This window comes from Marinobacterium lutimaris (assembly GCF_900108065.1).
In the GTDB taxonomy this organism is placed as follows: Bacteria; Pseudomonadota; Gammaproteobacteria; order Pseudomonadales; family Balneatricaceae; genus Marinobacterium_D; species Marinobacterium_D lutimaris.
Genome location: NZ_FNVQ01000001.1, coordinates 1317832 through 1334853, shown reverse-complemented (window position 1 = coordinate 1334853; position 17022 = coordinate 1317832). Strand labels below are relative to the sequence as shown.

Annotated in this window: 13 protein-coding genes; 11 read left to right on the top strand and 2 right to left on the bottom strand. The window is 44.6% G+C overall.

What is annotated here, in order from left to right:
• Window positions 1–14: 14 nt before the first annotated feature.
• The 7 genes from C4S72_RS05925 (at window position 15) to C4S72_RS05895 (ending at window position 8672) form a co-directional block, all read left to right on the top strand.
• Window positions 15–1343: a site-specific integrase gene (locus tag C4S72_RS05925; protein ID WP_104002106.1), complete on the top strand. Its 1329-nt coding sequence runs from the start codon at window positions 15–17 to the stop codon at window positions 1341–1343.
• A 2-nt stretch (window positions 1344–1345) separates the two neighbouring features.
• Entirely contained in the window at window positions 1346–3130 is a 1785-nt protein-coding gene (locus C4S72_RS05920) for a site-specific integrase (protein WP_146071863.1), read from the top strand.
• Entirely contained in the window at window positions 3130–5004 is a 1875-nt protein-coding gene (locus C4S72_RS05915; RefSeq protein ID WP_104002104.1) for a site-specific integrase, read from the top strand. Before C4S72_RS05920 ends, C4S72_RS05915 begins: the two co-directional genes overlap by 1 nt.
• Window positions 5001–5477 carry a hypothetical protein gene (locus tag C4S72_RS05910; protein ID WP_104002103.1) on the top strand — a complete coding sequence of 159 codons (477 nt, stop codon included), beginning with the start codon at window positions 5001–5003 and terminating at the stop codon, window positions 5475–5477. The genes C4S72_RS05915 and C4S72_RS05910 overlap by 4 nt, the downstream gene beginning before the upstream one ends.
• A gap of 2 nt (window positions 5478–5479) precedes the next feature.
• Complete coding sequence (locus C4S72_RS05905) at window positions 5480–7417, top strand: DNA topoisomerase III (RefSeq protein ID WP_235009058.1); 1938 nt, start codon at window positions 5480–5482, stop codon at window positions 7415–7417.
• 207 nt (window positions 7418–7624) lie between these two features.
• The gene (locus C4S72_RS05900) at window positions 7625–7975 is read left to right on the top strand and encodes a hypothetical protein (RefSeq protein WP_104002101.1); all 351 of its coding nucleotides are present in this window, start codon (window positions 7625–7627) and stop codon (window positions 7973–7975) included.
• Window positions 7976–8018: 43 nt separating this feature from the next.
• A complete protein-coding gene (locus C4S72_RS05895) occupies window positions 8019–8672 on the top strand; it encodes a hypothetical protein (RefSeq protein WP_104002100.1) in 654 nt (217 codons plus the stop codon).
• A 41-nt stretch (window positions 8673–8713) separates the two neighbouring features.
• On the opposite strand, the gene C4S72_RS05890 is transcribed toward C4S72_RS05895, so the two are convergent.
• Together C4S72_RS05890 and C4S72_RS05885 are read right to left on the bottom strand one after the other, a co-directional pair.
• Window positions 8714–9187, bottom strand: coding sequence for a hypothetical protein (locus C4S72_RS05890; protein ID WP_104002099.1), 474 nt, complete (start codon window positions 9185–9187; stop codon window positions 8714–8716).
• A gap of 130 nt (window positions 9188–9317) precedes the next feature.
• On the bottom strand, window positions 9318–10532 hold the full coding sequence (locus C4S72_RS05885) for a Swt1 family HEPN domain-containing protein (RefSeq protein WP_104002098.1): 1215 nt from the start codon (window positions 10530–10532) through the stop codon (window positions 9318–9320).
• Between the two features lie 242 nt (window positions 10533–10774).
• On the opposite strand from C4S72_RS05885, the gene C4S72_RS05880 reads away from it, so the two are divergent.
• From C4S72_RS05880 to C4S72_RS05865, 4 genes are read left to right on the top strand one after another with little or no spacing between them, the layout of a single operon-like run.
• Window positions 10775–11026, top strand: coding sequence for a helix-turn-helix domain-containing protein (locus C4S72_RS05880; protein ID WP_456085539.1), 252 nt, complete (start codon window positions 10775–10777; stop codon window positions 11024–11026).
• A gap of 15 nt (window positions 11027–11041) precedes the next feature.
• Complete coding sequence (locus tag C4S72_RS05875) at window positions 11042–14140, top strand: type I restriction endonuclease subunit R (RefSeq protein WP_104002096.1); 3099 nt, start codon at window positions 11042–11044, stop codon at window positions 14138–14140.
• Window positions 14134–15768: an HsdM family class I SAM-dependent methyltransferase gene (locus C4S72_RS05870; RefSeq protein WP_104002095.1), complete on the top strand. Its 1635-nt coding sequence runs from the start codon at window positions 14134–14136 to the stop codon at window positions 15766–15768. Before C4S72_RS05875 ends, C4S72_RS05870 begins: the two co-directional genes overlap by 7 nt.
• The gene (locus tag C4S72_RS05865) at window positions 15761–17002 is read left to right on the top strand and encodes a restriction endonuclease subunit S (RefSeq protein WP_104002094.1); all 1242 of its coding nucleotides are present in this window, start codon (window positions 15761–15763) and stop codon (window positions 17000–17002) included. The genes C4S72_RS05870 and C4S72_RS05865 overlap by 8 nt, the downstream gene beginning before the upstream one ends.
• Window positions 17003–17022: the final 20 nt, after the last annotated feature.

The window sequence follows — 17022 nt, the reverse complement described above, 5'->3', positions numbered from 1 at the left end:
GCGCAGGTGAACGTGTGGGTATCGTACTTTGGGAAGTTCCAGACTTCGTTGTAGATCAGCAGATTAAACGCCATATCGATACGACTACCGGTGAACTGTCGATACGTTTCGAAGGCACAGGCAGCAATTTAGGAAAACTACCCCTCCTATTCGAAGATAATGGCGCAAGTATTAGAGTCGCCAATATCTGGCTTATTCATCTTAAAGCCAACCTCCGAAAGAAAAGCGTTAATACTCAAGCACAGGCCTTGCTTCATTACTTTACCTTTTTGAAGGACATTGGCATGTCATGGGATGACATGCCCGTTCCCTTAAGGCTGAGGCCTACCTATGGCTTTAGAAAACATTTACGTGAGGCCTATAAAAGCGGAAAGATAGCGCGTTCTACCGCAAGCAGCTACATGGGAGTAGTTATTAATTTTTATAAATTCTACCTGGCTCGCAAGCACGCGTTTGAAAACCCACCATTCAAATATGAAGTGGTGAAAGTCAGTAAGCAAGGGTCGCATGAGTATATGCGGAACGCGTTTATTCACGTAGACACCACTGACTTGAGGTTGAAGCTTCCAAATGACACTAGCTATAACGGCTTGTCACGTAAGTTACTGCCGATAAATTATCGGGAATGGGGCTTGGTAGAAAAATACTACAAAGAACTCGGCATTGGCTATTCCAATAGAGGTGGTGAGCTTAAAGAGGTTTCGATATCAAATGAGTTTCAGATAGCGGTTGAATTAAGTCGTTATGCTGGGCTTAGAAGCTCGGAAGTCGTTACTCTTCGTGCAAACTCTATCTATAAGCCTAATGTTGAACAACTGAGTAAAAAATATCTCATTAATACAGATGGTCTTAATCTTGATCCACGATTAGGAGTCGTAACCAAAAACGGAACCGTAAGGATAGCAGAGATTCCTTCTGAGCTGATGAATAGGCTACATGAGTACGTAAATTCGCCCAGATACATTCAGCGCAGAAAGGTTTATGAAAAAAATAACCCTGACGAAGGCAATAATCCTCCTTTGCTTTTGAACCAAAGTGGTAGTCAGTATTCATCTAAAAGTCTTGATGCTCGCTGGGGAGAAATAAGAAATGCAGTGAAGACAGAGCATCCAAACTTCAAGCACAAGTTCCATAACTTGCGCTCCACATATGCGGTGGAGAGATTGAAGGAATTACTGGACTCTGGACTTAAGGAAGGAAAAGCACTCGATTACTTGCAGTCTGTAATGGGACATAAGCAAAGGTCAACCTTGCTTGGTTACCTTAAGCTTTGTGAACATACCGTGACTGCAAACGAAGTGCATGAGTTGGCTTTGGATATTGTTTTAGAAAGTGGTGAATAATAATGGCCTTTATAAAAAATGATAAGAGAAAAACAACATCGGCCAAAATTTCAAAATACTCAAACACCACGAATATAAATTTAAAAGAAAGGATAATTACGGATGGTCATGGCACGGCTGATTTTGAAAGGCTGCTATATAAAGGATGTCCTGTTTTACCAATCAGTGGTAGACGTTCAGTAATTCCAAAGAATCAGCCTGGCATTATTGATGCCAGAAGAAAAGAATTTGCTATAAAAATATGTAACATTATCCACTCAATGGATAAATCAAATAGAACGAAAATAAATATATTTCATGAGCTTGTCCGCTTTATTAGAATAATTGACGATGATGGAATCGACCAGCCATTCTGCCATGATTCGATATCAATGTATGTAAGAACTCTTATTGAGGAATATAATGCGGGAAAAAAGGGGGCGACTATTCTGTCGCGACAGAATTCAATTAAAACTTTGATTTTAGAGTTCGACTATAAGCTATATGATGAATGCAAAAATGTTTTCATTTCTTTTCCTAAAGATACAGTGAATGTCGTACCATATACTGATGATGAACTTAAAGATATCATAAGAGCACTTTTTATAATATACGATAACTATTCAGCTCATTTGGAAAATGATACCACACCAGAACACTTTCCACTTGAAGTGGCAAATAAAGAGGGAGTGAATAGGTCAATATCAGATGAGAAGATATCAAATAGAACAGTATCCTATGGAACCAACAATAGCGTCTGGAAGGCCGATTTAGTAAGGGCGGCATATTATATAACTTGTTTTTATACTGGTGTTAATTCAAACCCACTGCTAGATTTAAAGATATCGGATTTAACTGAAAATCCATTCAGTGATGTTATGCGAAGACTGTATAAACTAAATACTATTAAAGGACGTCAGGCAGGAAAGAAAAACGAAGTCAGCATTGGATTCACGAATCGATCAAAAGCATTTTTCGAACGATGGGTAGAGATAAGCAAAAAGCTAAATTCATATGAAGATGGTTATTTGTTTTCGAATATAATTAATGATATTCCTTCAAAAATGACAAGCTCGGAAATTAGCAAAATAAATAAATTTATTGTTAATTATGGAATCCCGGCATTAAGTAGTCAGCGTTTTAGGAAGACTAAGGCAACACTTATTATGAGAGCTACTGGAAGTATCTTTATGGTAGCTCAAGGGTTAAATAATTCGGCAGAAACTGCAGGAAAACACTATGCTGATGGTGATTCAGTATCTGTTGAGTTTTCGTTAGCGTCTGCTTTGTACGTACGAGAACAAACAGCGTTAGGAAAGCCATTAGATAGAGCAGTAGAAGAGAGCTCATTCATCTTTGCTGATCCCGTCAAAGAGAGTGATATAGGCAATAACTTCAAAAAGCTTTCAAATGGTTTGAGATGTGGTGGAGCCTTCGAAGAAAAGGCTATAAAAATAAAAAATGCGCTCCGTAAGGAAGGTCTTTCTAGCAAAGATGAGCTTGTTGCTTGTCATAAGTTTTTGGAATGTTTTGGCTGTATACATCATGCTGTTGTAGCGGAAGTAGATGATGTATGGCTATTGCTATCCTTCAATGATGTGATTTTGGAGTCCATGAATAGACCAGCAGTTAACTCCAAACCGACCAGCTTATTGGGTAGAGTCTACAATACTCTCCAGGTTATTATGGATAAAATAAAGTCAGCTCATAAAGCAGTTTATGATGAGGCTTATATGAAATATATGGACGATCCGCATCCGCTTTGGAGTGATATAGAAGATATTGATATTCTACTAGGTGCATACTGATGGATGAAGCACTTAAAGTAGATGGTTTCAGTGAGGACGTGGCAGTGTCATTTGATACTGAAGGTAATCCTTACAGTTATTACTCAGAAGATAAGTGGGTATTGTGGTCTATAGATTTTACAGCTTCATTTACTATGCTTTCTGGTAAGTTTAAATCCAGTGCTAAAGAAATAGTTTTTCAGGTGATAAATGATATAAACCTAAAATCAAAGAAAAGCGCAATAGAGAATTTACTTTCAGGCGCTTCTATTTTTGAACATTGTATTAAGGGTTGTGGTGGTGATGACTATGGGTTCATTGATAATGATCGAAACTATAGGCTTTTCTTGCAAGAGGCCAAGAATAGAAAGTTAAAATATAAGACTTGGAAGAATCACCTTATCTTTTTTTCACATGCTCAAAAAGCAGGATTTATAAAACGGAGCATAGATAACTTTGAAAAACTTTCCATATACTTGGCACCAAATGGTGATGCTGTTTCTCAAGCGGTTTGCCTGCCGGAAAAAATCGCATCAGCATACTACAAAAATGCGATTGAACTTGTTGAAAGATTACATCCATTTAGACATGAAATATCTGAGGCATATAATGAATTCACAAATGAGTATAAGGATATAATAGAAACAAATAGGTATTCTAGTAATCTTACGCGAAGAAAATATGCCATTAAAAAGATAAAAAACTCTTTGAAAGGGCTAGATGTTGATTTTGATTATGGTGGCTATTGGTTATCAAAGCTGAGAGGTGCATGCTATATAGTTATTGCTGCTTTTACAGGGTGCAGAGATGGTGAAATTAAGTCTTTTGGACTCGATTCATACCAAGAGAAGAAGTATGCAGGTATTACAGTATCCGTTCTCAATGGTATTCATACCAAGCCCAATGTTGGAGGCGTTGAGAGAAAGACGTCTTGGGTGACTGTAGCAATTACTAAGAAAGCAATTGAGTTACTTTGGGATGCTTTTAAATTTGCTCGTGAGGGTTGGAAATGCAAGATAAATGCTATTCGTCATCGTGACGAGCGTAATAAGTATCTACGAGATGTTAATAGCCTATTTCTAACTCTACCTTATCTTGGTGGATACAAGCCAAGGGCGGGTAAGCAGTCTATGTCCGGATCTCTTAAAACATTTGTGTACTCGGTAGGCTACCGAGCAAGCTTTGATGATGTAAAAGAGTTCGACCTTTTGAATCCTACCCGAAGAGGTGATCTTAAGGTTGGAGATATACTAGAAGTCCACCCTCATTGCTTCCGTCGTACATTTGCGGTCTACTTGGTTCGTAATAAATTAGCATCGTTATTAGATATAAAGCATCAGTTTAAACATATGAATATAGCAATGACTTCCTGGTATTCTAATCAGGCAAATATTGCTTCTTATTTCGACATGATGATCGATTCTGACTTGCAAGATGAAATAGCGGGAGAAAATAAAAATTATACTGCGGATATTTTATATCATATTTACAATGAGGCAGAAACATTGGCGGGTCCAGAAGGGAGAAGGATTAAAAATCTCCGTGCTGAAGGTGACTCAACAATATATCTTAGTAAAGAAGAAATTCTGAAACAGATAGAGGAAGGGCGCCTATCTATTGTCGAACATCCTGGTGGATATTGCACCAATCCAAGTTGTGATAGAATTTGCGATATGACTGTTTGTCAATACAAGGTAGTAACTATAGAAAAGGCTAGATCTTTAATACCAATAAAAGAAAAATTGATTGCTAAATATAATTCTTTGGTGGCAAGCGGTATTGATATGCCCAATGTGATCTCAAAAATATATTATGAGATCAGATCTATCGAAAAAGTTCTTTCTGAACACAGTATCGACTACGAAATATTTAATGAAAAGGAATTTAATATATGAGTAGCGAAGTGGGCTTATCAGAAAGAGGCAATATTACAGTCCAACGTCTGGAATCTGCTCTGGAGCGATTGATAAATGGAAAGCCAGATCGGACACCAAATGACGGAAAAATTAGCCTAAGCCGCATAAATAAAGAAGCAGGGCTTAGTTCAGGTGGTATCTATTACTACGCTGAATTTGTTGATAAAGCCAGGAATGAAATAGAAAAGCACAAGTCACAGAAATCTGGCTATTCGTCTAACTCGAACAAGACATCTATAGATAAGCTCAGGGCTCAAAGAGACAAAGAACGTGAGTTGAAAGAGCGTTACAGGTCGCAGCGTGACGAAATCAAGAAATTCTGTGATCAGGTGGTAGCGCGTAATGCGAATTTGGAGTTTTCCCTTTACGAGGCGCTTGAAAGGATTGATGCGCTTGAGACTGAGGTGAAAAAAGTGAAGGTAGTAGAGCTGGACCGAGGTAAAAAGAGTTGATTTTGTACATTGCCGAGAAACCAAGTGTCGGTCGTGCAGTTGCTGATGTGCTCCCTAAGCCTCATCAAAAGGGTGATGGTTTTATCAAGGTTGCTAACGGCGATGTTGTGACCTGGTGCATTGGCCACCTTCTGGAACAGGCTGAACCAGAGGCTTATGACCCTGAGTACAAAAAGTGGAGAAGGGAGCATTTGCCGATCATCCCCACCGAGTGGAAGCAGGAAGTCAAAAGCCAAACACGAAAGCAGTTCAATACAGTCAAGAAGCTCATCAAAGAAGCTGATCAGCTTGTAAATATGGGTGACCCTGACCGGGTCGGTCAGGTTCTCGTTGATGAAGTGATTAACTACTCAGGCGTCAGTAAAGCGAAGCGTGAATCTACGCTGCGCTGTCTCGTCAACGACATGAACCCCGCTGCGATTAAAAAAGCGTTGAATGACCTACGCAAGAACACAGATTTCATTCCGTTAGCGACATCGGCCTTGGCAAGAGCCAGAGCGGACTGGTTGTACGGTATCAATATGACCCGGCTATGCACCCTGCTAGGGCAAAGTGCTGGCTATAACGGCGTTTTGTCGATTGGGCGTGTACAGACACCTGTTTTGGGCTTGGTAGTACACCGTGACCAGGAAATAGAAAATTTCGTCTCCAAGCCCTTCTATGAGGTGTTCATCACGCTTCAAACACAAGCGGGTGAGTCCTTTATCGCAAAGTGGAAACCAAGCGCTGCGTGCGAGCCTTACATGGATGAAGAGGGCCGTGTGCTCTCACGAAAGCTTGCAGAAGTCGTGCTAGATAAAGTGAGGGGGAAAAACGGCAGCATCAAAGCTGTTAAACGTGACAAGAAAAAACAGCCTGCGCCCTTGCCCTACAACCTGTCTGCTCTGCAGATTGATGCGTCGAAACGCTTCAACCTTAACGCTCAAAAGACCTTAGATATATGCCAGCAGTTATATGAGCGTCACAAGCTGATCACTTACCCACGGTCTGATTGTCGTTATCTGCCAAACGGCCACTATGACGAGCGTAAAACCGTAACACAGTCGATTGCCAAAACTACAACGACGCTTGCTGATGCCGTAAATAACGCTGACCTCGGATTGAGGAGCAAAGCATGGAATGACTCCAAAGTGGGTGCGCACCACGCCATCATTCCGACATCCAGGTCAATGCCTTCTGATCGGCTGTCACAGGATGAGAAGAATATCTACGAACTTGTTGCCCGGCAGTACCTGATGCAGTTCTATCCACCCTTTGAATATGCAGAGCATCAGATTGATAGTGAGGTTGAAGGCGGCTTGTTTATCGCTAAGCAGAAGTCTGTCATTTCCGATGGTTGGAAAGCTCTATTGCCGCCCCAGAGAAGTGAAAAGCAAGATGGCGAGTTCTTGTCAGTAGCATTGCCGAATGTCAAAACGGGTGATTCTGTAGCCTGCACTGAAGGGCGGCTGGACGAGAAGCGGACTAGCCCGCCGAAGCGCTTTACGGATGCAACCCTGCTGGCTGCCATGACAGGCATTGCTCGATTTGTATCAGACCAGGAGATCAAGAAAGTTCTGAGAGATACAGACGGTCTAGGGACGGAGGCCACTCGTGCCGGGATCATCGAGCTGTTGTTCAAACGTCAGTTTCTGACCAAGAAAGGCAAAGAGATCCATTCAACTGAGATCGGAAGGCAGCTCGTGAATAGTTTGCCGGAGAGGATGGTCGTTCCTGATATGACCGCACATTGGGAGTCCCAGCTGGAGGCGATCAGTGAGAAGCGGATGCGCTATGGGCACTTCATGCAGCCTCTGACCGAGGGCCTTAGGGCATTGATTGGTGAGGTTGAAAGCCAGAATTTCTCTGGTTTGCGGGGCATGGGTAAGAAGAAGGTTCAAAGGAAGATAAAATCGAAAAGACCCAGTCGTGGCGCAAAGTCCAAAAACCTCTTGGTGTAGAGTGCCAGTAGTCAGTTGAGGATGAGTTTGGCTTATAGTTGCATACTCGTATGCTACTGATTGGGTTGTTTTGTGCAGCTCTGTCGTCGTAGCCGTTCAAGAACTCTACCTGACTAATATTCCTAATCTATTGAAATATTTTCCAGATAAGAGTCCTATAAGCTGATCAAGATTGCATCAACCACGGAACATCTGACAGGAGGTCGTATGGGAAATATGATGCTGCTGCGCGTATATGCGTTTCCCTTGCTTTTCATTATCGGTGCTGTAGTTGTCCGTTTGATCTTTGGCACCTGGCTACCGGACCGACTAGCCGACTCTTCAATGCTGGCGGCACTGGCCGTGACTATCGAAACCTTTAACCGTTGGGCTTACCTTGCGCTGCTTGCATTGGGAGTGCTCTCTGCCTTGTACCAGAGCTTTAACCTGTGGCAGTGGTACCACGGGAATGCTGAAAGCTGTGACGGCTGTGGAGGAATTGTATCCGAGCGTAGTGGCCGCTACGGGCCGTACTATCATTGCCTTGCCTGTGGTAAAAACAGAAAAATTTATCGGTGAAATTCAGGATTAATATAAATCGGAATAAGCGGACGGGTTCCCTATGAGTAATGCCAATAATGATGCGTCTGATAAAGTTAAAGCCGCTATTGAAAATTTGCGAAAGGTTTTGCGTGAACAGATCGATTTTTTAGACGCTACTCCTGTATTAAGTGAAAGCGATATAGAAAAAGTTGTGGCAGAACGCAGACAGCTCGCTAAAAGTCTGGATCTGGAAAAGAAGCTACTTGGTATATGGGATGAAATTCGGCCTTATCCTGTACATTTTAAACGTGAGGATTGGCCTAAATATAGAAAATTTTCTATCGAAGAGCCATCTTCTCAGAAAAATGAAAAAGAGAAGAAAGAGGAGATGACCTTTACGCTCTTTGGAAAAAACTACTCTCTGACCTCTATTGAAAAGGATAGAGGATTTATAGATTATAATGAGGAGAGCAGGTATCCATATGAGTTGATATTGCGTAATGCCGAAGGTGAACTTTTATTGGCTACCAAGATTTTTCGAGTACATGATGAAGCCGGGATGTTTTATACCACTGGTGGGCTAATAGGATTTGTGCCCGGAGATTGGCTGGAAGATTATATTTCTGAATATGAGAAAATGGTAGTACTAAAAGAAAAATCCAAAAGAGAATTTTATGATAAAGTGAGGCAAAAAAAGCTGGAGGATATGAAAAAGAACTTCGGCCTCGAATGATATTTAACGAAGTGGACTGCCTTATTTATCACGTTACACATTCATTCTGACGTGCTCTGAAAGGCCAGATGGAAGATCTGTCCTTTCCGGTAATAGAGATCAGTTCCGGTCATGCTGACTGTTGCTGTGTGGTTGCCGGTCATCGCTGCCCTTATATGGTTGAATGACGTTTCTGGCACTGATACGCGGAACACTAATATTTTTTCTTTCTTGCCTTCATCATTTGCCATAGTTGTAATTTCCATGTCGCCGATCGGCTCAACTCCGTACCGATCGACGTTAAATTCCTTGAAATCCGCAGGATGAACGGCGACTGTGACTTTCTGTCCCGTTTTCACTTTCTTTGTTGTCGCCGTGACTAAAGAGCCGTGCAGGCAAATATAGTAACGATCATGATATGGTTCGGTGTCTAGGATATTGATCCAGGCATATTCGTTGAAACACACATAGGCGCCCCAGCCAGTGATGCTGACTGCATAAAAAAGCTTTTGCTCATCGGTTGTATGCTTTTTCATGGCGTCGCCTCCCGATTAGTACACTGGTTTGGCGAGTCAAAGTTTAGGAAATAGCACCGATGCGTGCCGTACGTAACATCGAAGGCCTGAAAATTGCCTGAAAGTTCACTTTCGGTGGGTGTGAGGCCTTTCAGGATAGCCCCATCGCCTTCAGAATTCTGAGCGTTTCTGCACGGAGATATAGCTCATCGTCCTGCGTGATGATCCGTGCATGCATCGTACAGAGCCGGATCGGGTGGAGCCGTTGGAAAGATTCCCTGACCAGCTCCGGGCGCATGAAATAATGCTGGAAGACTGTATTCCAGTTATCTTTTTTCGTGATGACCAGCACGTAGTCAGTAAAGTCGGCATAGGCGATCAGGGGTAAAGATGGCTCCCCGCATCTTTGTGCCTTTTCATGCTTGTCTATCCATTTTGCACGGATATCCGGCTGGACCTGCTGTTTGATCCAGTTCTCGCCGTAAGCCTCGGTCATACGGCTAGCGATGAATACCCTGACCTGTCTTTCGAACCGGAACAACTGGCCATGTGCATCATTGGTGCGCTGATAACCTTCTTCATCGTCATTGGCGTCACCGCTAGGACTTTCGGTGCTATCCTGACTAAGACCGGCCAGCGTCAGGCTTTCCTCAAAAGCTTCCGGGGGAAAATCCGCGAGATCGCCGTTGAAGCCGCGCTCTACATAAAAATCGGAGCGCGCTACCGGATCTGTGAATATCTGGTTCGGCCATGTGATCTGATCTCTCCAGTCGCCCAGCTCTATACGGAGCGCATTTGATACCGTATCACCGTATGACGGCGCGTTAGAATGCAATGTATGACCGAGAAGCTGTAGCTCTGTGAATGCGTTGACCGAGCGTAAGCTGTTATTGATATCAAGCCATGGGGAGCGCATTGCTTCCATAGCGCGTTGTGTTTGCTCGAAATGCTTATGCAGTTCCTGCGTTGCACGAAAGGCGCTGTTATTCTCGATCTCACGCAGGAAGCGTGTCGCTTCATCAAGTTCGGGAAGACGGTACTGAGTTTCTAAATCTTTGAGCCACTGCCGGGTGCCCGCTGTTTGTTCCTCCAGGTCTTTAATCCATTGAGTCGCACGCTCAGCTTCTTTCCCGTAGTCACGTATACAGTCGTGACTTTTCGCGATCTCTGCCGCTCGTTCTAATGCTTCGAAAGCAACGGGTTTGTTTAGCTCCTCTAACATCCGGGCGATATTTGATTGCTGTGAGAAGGCGCGCATGACGTTCGTGGACTCCAGCTCTGCAAGCCGGTCTGCCAGCGGATTCCGGAGTTGGTCACTTAGGGCTTTTTGCCGTTCCAGTATCTCTTTAAGGTCTTTGCTGCTCATTACCGGTATCTTCGCTAAGGGCGTTACATCATGTTGGCCGTACCCACTTTAAACCGGCCTCTCCGTATCTATCGATATCACTGACAGACCGCTCGATGCAAGAGTCTGGATCATCAGTTTATTTCCGTTTCAAACTGGGCTTCCTCAAGTCTTACACATCACTAGGGGAGAGCGTCGGTGAATCATTGGACCAGTATAAAATTTAAGTTCATCTTACATAATGTGAGTGAAATTCACTACATATGGTATTCTTGTGCAACTTGCATGGGACGACAAAGCCTGAGGTTACGAGCATGATTCGATGCCATCTTGCCCGCATGATGGGTGAGCATAAGATGCGCATAGCTGATGTCGCCAGAGCTACTGGTTTGAGTAGGGCCACGGTCACCTTGCTCTACAAAGAGACAGCACAGAAAGTAGATCTGGAAGCAATTGAAAAGCTATGTCGGCTGTTCGAATGTCAGATAGGGGATCTGCTCGAACTGACAAAATAATAGACAGGGAACGTTATGAAGTTTAACGAAGACACCCGAGTAAAAATCCCGACCATCCTCCATCTGATGAGGCTGGGCTATCAGTATCTCTCGCTCAAGGGCCAGAGTTGGGATCTTGACACCAACATATTCCCTGAGCTGTTCTCATCAGCAATCACACGAATCAACCCCGGCATCGAGGTGGACGATGTTTCCCGGCTCCTGGAAGACATCAAACTTCTGCTCGACAACGAAGACCTGGGGCGCGCCTTCTTTGAAAGGCTAAGCGACCGCTCCAACACCAAACTGATCGACTTCGAAAACTTCGACAACAACTGCTTCCACGTCGTTACCGAGCTGACCTGCCAGAATGGCGATGAAGAGTTTAGGCCAGACGTCACCCTGCTGATAAACGGCATGCCGCTGGTCTTTATTGAAGTGAAGAAGCCGAATAACCGTGAAGGCATATTGGCGGAGCGGGATCGCATCAACAAGCGCTTCCAGAACCCCAAGTTCAAGCGCTTTGCTAACATCACTCAGTTCATGATTTTCTCTAACAATATGGAGTATGACGACGGCGACCCGGAACCTGTTCAGGGCGCGTTCTACGCCAGCAGCTCCTATCAGAAGCCGGTCTTCAATTACTTCCGTGAGGAGGAGATTCTGAACCTTACGGCGCTGCTCAAGCCACTATCGGATGATGACGAGCTCAAGGTGTTAAAGGACAACAACCTGGAAGTCATTCGCAGTAATCCCGAATTCATAGTCAATAAAGACCCGAACCGGCCAACCAACCGTATTTGCACCTCCCTGGTCAACAGAGACCGGCTTGCGTTTATCCTGCGTTACGCGCTCGCCTATGTGTCAGAGACAGACGGGTTGCAAAAGCACATCATGCGCTACCCGCAGCTTTTCGCGACCAAGGCTATCGAAAGAAAGCTCGATGAAGGGGTTAAGAAGGGGATCATCTGGCACACCCAGGGCAGCGGCAAAACAGCGCTGACTTTCTACAACGTGCGCTTTCTAACTGACTACTTCCAGAAGCAACAGATCATTCCCAAGTTCTACTTCATTGTCGATCGACTGGACTTGCTACAACAAGCTCAGAGGGAATTCACCGCTCGCGGCCTGACAGTGCACACAGTTAATTCCCGTGAAGCCTTTACCCGCGACATTAAGGCAACTCAGGCTATCCACAACCATTCCGGCAAGCCTGAAATCACGGTCGTGAACATCCAGAAGTTTAAGGACGACCCGGATGTCGTCTCAACCAGGGACTACGATGTTGCCATCCAGCGCGTGTACTTCCTGGATGAAGTCCACCGCAGCTACAACCCTAGGGGCAGCTTCCTGGCGAACTTGAGCCAATCGGATACCAATGCCATCAAAATTGGCCTCACGGGTACGCCGCTGTTAGGCGACGATTACAACTCCCGAGTGCTATTCGGAGAATACATCCATAAATACTATTACAACGCTTCCATTGCCGATGGCTATACCTTGCGTCTGATCCGGGAAGAGATCGCCACCAACTATAAGATGGTGCTGCAACAGGCCCTGGATGAAGTGGAAGTAAAAATGGGTGACGTGGATCGCAAGCTTATCTACGCCCACACGAGCTTTGTCGAACCCATGCTCGATTACATTATCACCGACTTTGAAAAAAGTCGGGGTGCCCTGAATGATGCCACCATAGGCGGCATGGTGATCTGCGATAGCGCAGATCAGGCCAAAGCTATGTCTACACTCTTTAAAGAAAAATACGCAGATACAATAGCCCTCGAAGGAGCCAATGACAGTGTTTATGAACTACTCAGAGTGGCTGAAAACAAATCTGAGTATAAGGTTGCAAAGAAAGGTAACAACAAGGTCAGAACCTCAGCGCTGATCCTGGATGATGTAGGCACCAAGGAAGAGCGTAAGGATTGGGTGGAAGACTTCAAAGCCGGGAAAATAGACTTCCTGTTCGTATTCAACATGCTGCTTACCGGGTTTGATGCTCCAAGGCTAAAGAAAATTTATCTGGGCCGAGTCATCCGCAAGCACAACCTGCTACAAGCCTTAACACGGGTAAACCGCACCTATAGGGATTTCCGCTACGGCTATGTGGTGGATTTTGCCGACATCCGCAAGGAGTTTGACGCGACCAACAAAGCCTATTTTGACGAGCTGCAATTAGAACTCGGCGATGAAATGGAGCACTACTCCAACCTGTTCAAATCCCAAGAGGAAATAAAGCAGGAAATCGAGCATATCAAGGATGTTCTATTCCGCTTCGACATCGAAAATGCCGAGGTATTCACCGACCAGATAAGCCAGATTCAGGAGAGGGAAACCATCCTGGCTCTGAAGAAAGCACTGGGCGATGCGAAAAGCCTCTACAACCTCATCCGCCTGCAAGGTGAGTACAGCATCCTAGATGAGCTGGACTTCGCGAAACTGAACATCCTCTATCGGGAAACCTCTAACCACCTGGATCTGCTCAACCTCAAGGAGAGCATCGAACAAGGCACGGATACAGACAATTTACTGAATGTGGCCCTTGAGGATGTCATCTTTAAATTCATCAAGGTGGGCGAAGAAGAACTGGTGCTGGCCGACAAACTGAAAAACACCTTACGCCAAACCCGCGAAGCCTTGGCCAATAATTTTGATCAGCAAGACCCCAAGTTCGTTACTCTAAAAGAGGAGCTGGAAAGGCTCTTCAAGAAAAAGAATCTCAGCGAAGTCACCCAGGATGAAATGGTGGCCAACATCGATGCGCTCAACAAGATCCACGAGCGCGTCAGAGAGCTGAATCGCGAGAACAACCAGCTTCGCCAAAAATACCATGGCGATGCTAAATACACCCGCATCCACAAACGCCTGCAAGAACGTGGCGGCATCAGTGAGTCAGAGCGCAAGATCTTCGAAGCCCTTACCGGAGTAAAGCAGGACGCCGATGAGCAGGTACTGAACAACAGCCAGATACTGGACAACGAAAGCTACTTTGAACGCCAGATGATGCCTTTAGTGATCAGGCGCTTCAAAGGTGAGCAAAAAATACAACTCAATGCCGACGCCTCTCGCTATATCAATCATCTGGTTGTCGGCGAATACCTGAAAGAATTTAGTACCGGAGCACGTACGTGGTAGAACTTGAATTTAGAGACAAAACCAAGGCGCTGATCGATAGCCTGAAGAACATCTGTGCCCACTATGGCTTGGGTAACGACGGTAATGAATTCAAAATCATCACCCAAACCTTTCTATACAAGTTCCTTAACGATAAATTCGCCTACGAGGCGAAGAAGATCGACGAGAAGGTCGCCAACTCCGAAAAGTGGGAAGAAGCCCTGGTCGCCATGAGCGAAGACGAGCTGGAAATGCTCCAGCTGCAAATGGGTGGTGATACCGCACGCTTGAAACCTCACCACTTTATTAGCTACCTGTTCAGCCAGCAGAACATACCGGACTTCGCCAAGCTGTTTGATGATACTCTGCGTGACATTGCACAAACCAACAATGACGTGTTTGCAGTCAAGACCGACGGTGGTGCTAAGGTAGTTCTATTTGACCGCATAAGCGAGTACATTGCCGACGAATCCAAACGCGATGCTTTCTGCCGTGCCATCATTAACAAACTGGTGGAATTCAGCTTCGAGCGTATTTTTACGCAGAAATTCGACTTCTATGCCACCATCTTTGAATACCTGATCAAGGACTACAACAGCAACTCCGGCGGCAAATACGCCGAGTACTACACGCCCCATGCCGTGGCCCGCATTATGGCGGCTATTTTGGTTCCCACGGAGCAACAAGGCAAAGTCAAGAACGTTAGTTGCTACGACCCTTCCGCAGGTTCAGGCACCCTGCTAATGAACGTAGCCCATGCCATAGGTGAGAACCGTTGCAGCATCTACACCCAGGACATCTCGCAAAAGTCCTCAAACCTGCTGCGTCTTAACTTGATCCTGAACAACCTGGTGCACTCCATCCCCAATGTGATTCAGGGCAACACCGTGCTGCACCCCTATCACCGGGACGGCAAAGACCTGAAGCGTTTTGACTACATCGTCTCCAATCCGCCGTTCAAGATGGACTTCAGTGACTTCCGCGATGAACTGGACAGCAAAGAAAACAAAGAGCGTTTCTTTGCGGGCATCCCCAAGATCAAAGCCAAAGCCAAGGACAAGATGGAAATCTACCAGTTGTTCTTGCAACACATCATCCACTCACTAAAAAAAGGTGGCAAAGCGGCCGTGGTGGTGCCTACCGGCTTTATTACCGCGCAATCGGGCATTGACAAAGGCATTCGTACGTACCTGGTAGAGCACAAGATGCTGGCAGGTGTCGTGTCCATGCCCTCCAATATCTTTGCTACTACCGGTACCAATGTCTCCATCCTGTTTATGGATGACAGCAACAAAGATAACGTGGTACTGATTGACGCCTCCAGCCTAGGCGAAAAAATCAGAGACGGTAAGAACCAGAAAACCGTGCTTAGCCAGGAAGAAGAGCTTCGCATTATCGATACCTTTAATGCCAAGAAGGCAATGGAAGACTTTTCTGTTGCGGTCAGCTATGACGAAATCGAAGCGAAGAACTATAGCCTAAGCGCGGGTCAGTATTTCGATCTAAAAATCGAATATGTCGATATTACCCCAGAGCAGTTTGCCGATAAGCTGCAACGCTTTACAACTAACCTGGATTGCCTGTTTAACCAATCACGTGATCTGGAAGTAGAGATTAAAAATAAGTTGGCGGGGTTGAGGTATGAGTAACTATCCCTTTTCTAACTTAAAAGGGAAGATCAGTATTAAGCATGGATTCCCATTTAAGAGTGAATTCTTTTCGGATGAAAAGACTGACTATATTGTGCTGACGCCCGGAAACTTTTATGAAAAAGGTGGTTTCAAGAGGCAGGCAGGGAAAGAGAAATTTTATACTGGAGAAGTTCCGGAAGAATACCTACATGAAGCTGGTGACCTAATTGTTGCAATGACTGAGCAAGCAGCCGGTTTGTTGGGGAGTTGTGCCAGAGTTCCAGAATCAGGCATTTATTTGCACAATCAACGGTTGGGGCTAATCACTGCAGATTCGAAAAAGATACTGAAAGATTACGTATATCATCTGTTCAAGACTAAGACTGTACGAGAGCAGATTCGCCTCACTTCATCTGGCTCAAAAGTTAAGCACACTTCTCCTGAAAGGATATACGACGTAAAGGTTCCTCTCCCAACTGTTTCCGTACAACAGAAAATCGTTGATTTGCTTGATGCACTCGAAACAAAAATCGAACTCAACAACCGCATCAATACCGAGTTGGAATCCATGGCCAAAACCCTTTACGACTACTGGTTTGTACAGTATGACTTCCCTGATGCCAATGGAAAACCATACAAAACTTCTGGCGGGAAAATGGTTTACAACCTAACCCTGAAGCGGGAAATACCTGTGGGTTGGAGTGACAAAACGCTGTCTGAAATAGCTAACATTACTATGGGTCAATCTCCAGAAGGGAGCTCCTATAACTATGAGAGTGTTGGAACTATTTTTTATCAAGGTTCCACAGACTTTGGCTGGCTATTTCCTACAACCCGACAATACACAACGGAACCAGGCCGCATGGCAAAGAAAGGTGATATTCTTTTGAGTGTTCGGGCACCTGTTGGTGATATGAATATTGCCAACACAGATTGCTGTATTGGACGCGGCTTAGCCGCATTAAACAGTAAGACTGGATCAGACGGGTTTCTATTTTATGTCATGAAATATTTTAAAAAGATTTTTGATCGTCGAAATTCTGAAGGTACAACGTTCGGCTCTATTACAAAAAATGATTTGCACTCACTGAAACTAGCATATCCAACACCAGATTTGCTAAATAAATATGATGAGGTAGTAACCAAGTACAATAAAATGATATTTGAGCGAAGTATTGAAAATCGAGAGCTTATAAAGCTCCGCGATTGGCTTCTTCCCATGCTAATGAACGGTCAGGTCACCGTGAAATAAGTAAGCTGTAATATAGCCCA

Excerpts from the sequence above, each read along its gene's own strand:
- C4S72_RS05920 (WP_146071863.1), top strand. The coding sequence starts at position 1,346 with ATGGCCTTTATAAAAAATGATAAGAGAAAAACAACATCGGCCAAAATT.
- C4S72_RS05915 (WP_104002104.1), top strand. The coding sequence starts at position 3,130 with ATGGATGAAGCACTTAAAGTAGATGGTTTCAGTGAGGACGTGGCAGTG.
- C4S72_RS05910 (WP_104002103.1), top strand. The coding sequence starts at position 5,001 with ATGAGTAGCGAAGTGGGCTTATCAGAAAGAGGCAATATTACAGTCCAA.
- C4S72_RS05900 (WP_104002101.1), top strand. The coding sequence starts at position 7,625 with ATGGGAAATATGATGCTGCTGCGCGTATATGCGTTTCCCTTGCTTTTC.
- C4S72_RS05895 (WP_104002100.1), top strand. The coding sequence starts at position 8,019 with ATGAGTAATGCCAATAATGATGCGTCTGATAAAGTTAAAGCCGCTATT.
- C4S72_RS05890 (WP_104002099.1), bottom strand. The coding sequence starts at position 9,187 with ATGAAAAAGCATACAACCGATGAGCAAAAGCTTTTTTATGCAGTCAGC.
- C4S72_RS05885 (WP_104002098.1), bottom strand. The coding sequence starts at position 10,532 with ATGAGCAGCAAAGACCTTAAAGAGATACTGGAACGGCAAAAAGCCCTA.
- C4S72_RS05880 (WP_456085539.1), top strand. The coding sequence starts at position 10,775 with ATGGTATTCTTGTGCAACTTGCATGGGACGACAAAGCCTGAGGTTACG.
- C4S72_RS05875 (WP_104002096.1), top strand. The coding sequence starts at position 11,042 with ATGAAGTTTAACGAAGACACCCGAGTAAAAATCCCGACCATCCTCCAT.
- C4S72_RS05865 (WP_104002094.1), top strand. The coding sequence starts at position 15,761 with ATGAGTAACTATCCCTTTTCTAACTTAAAAGGGAAGATCAGTATTAAG.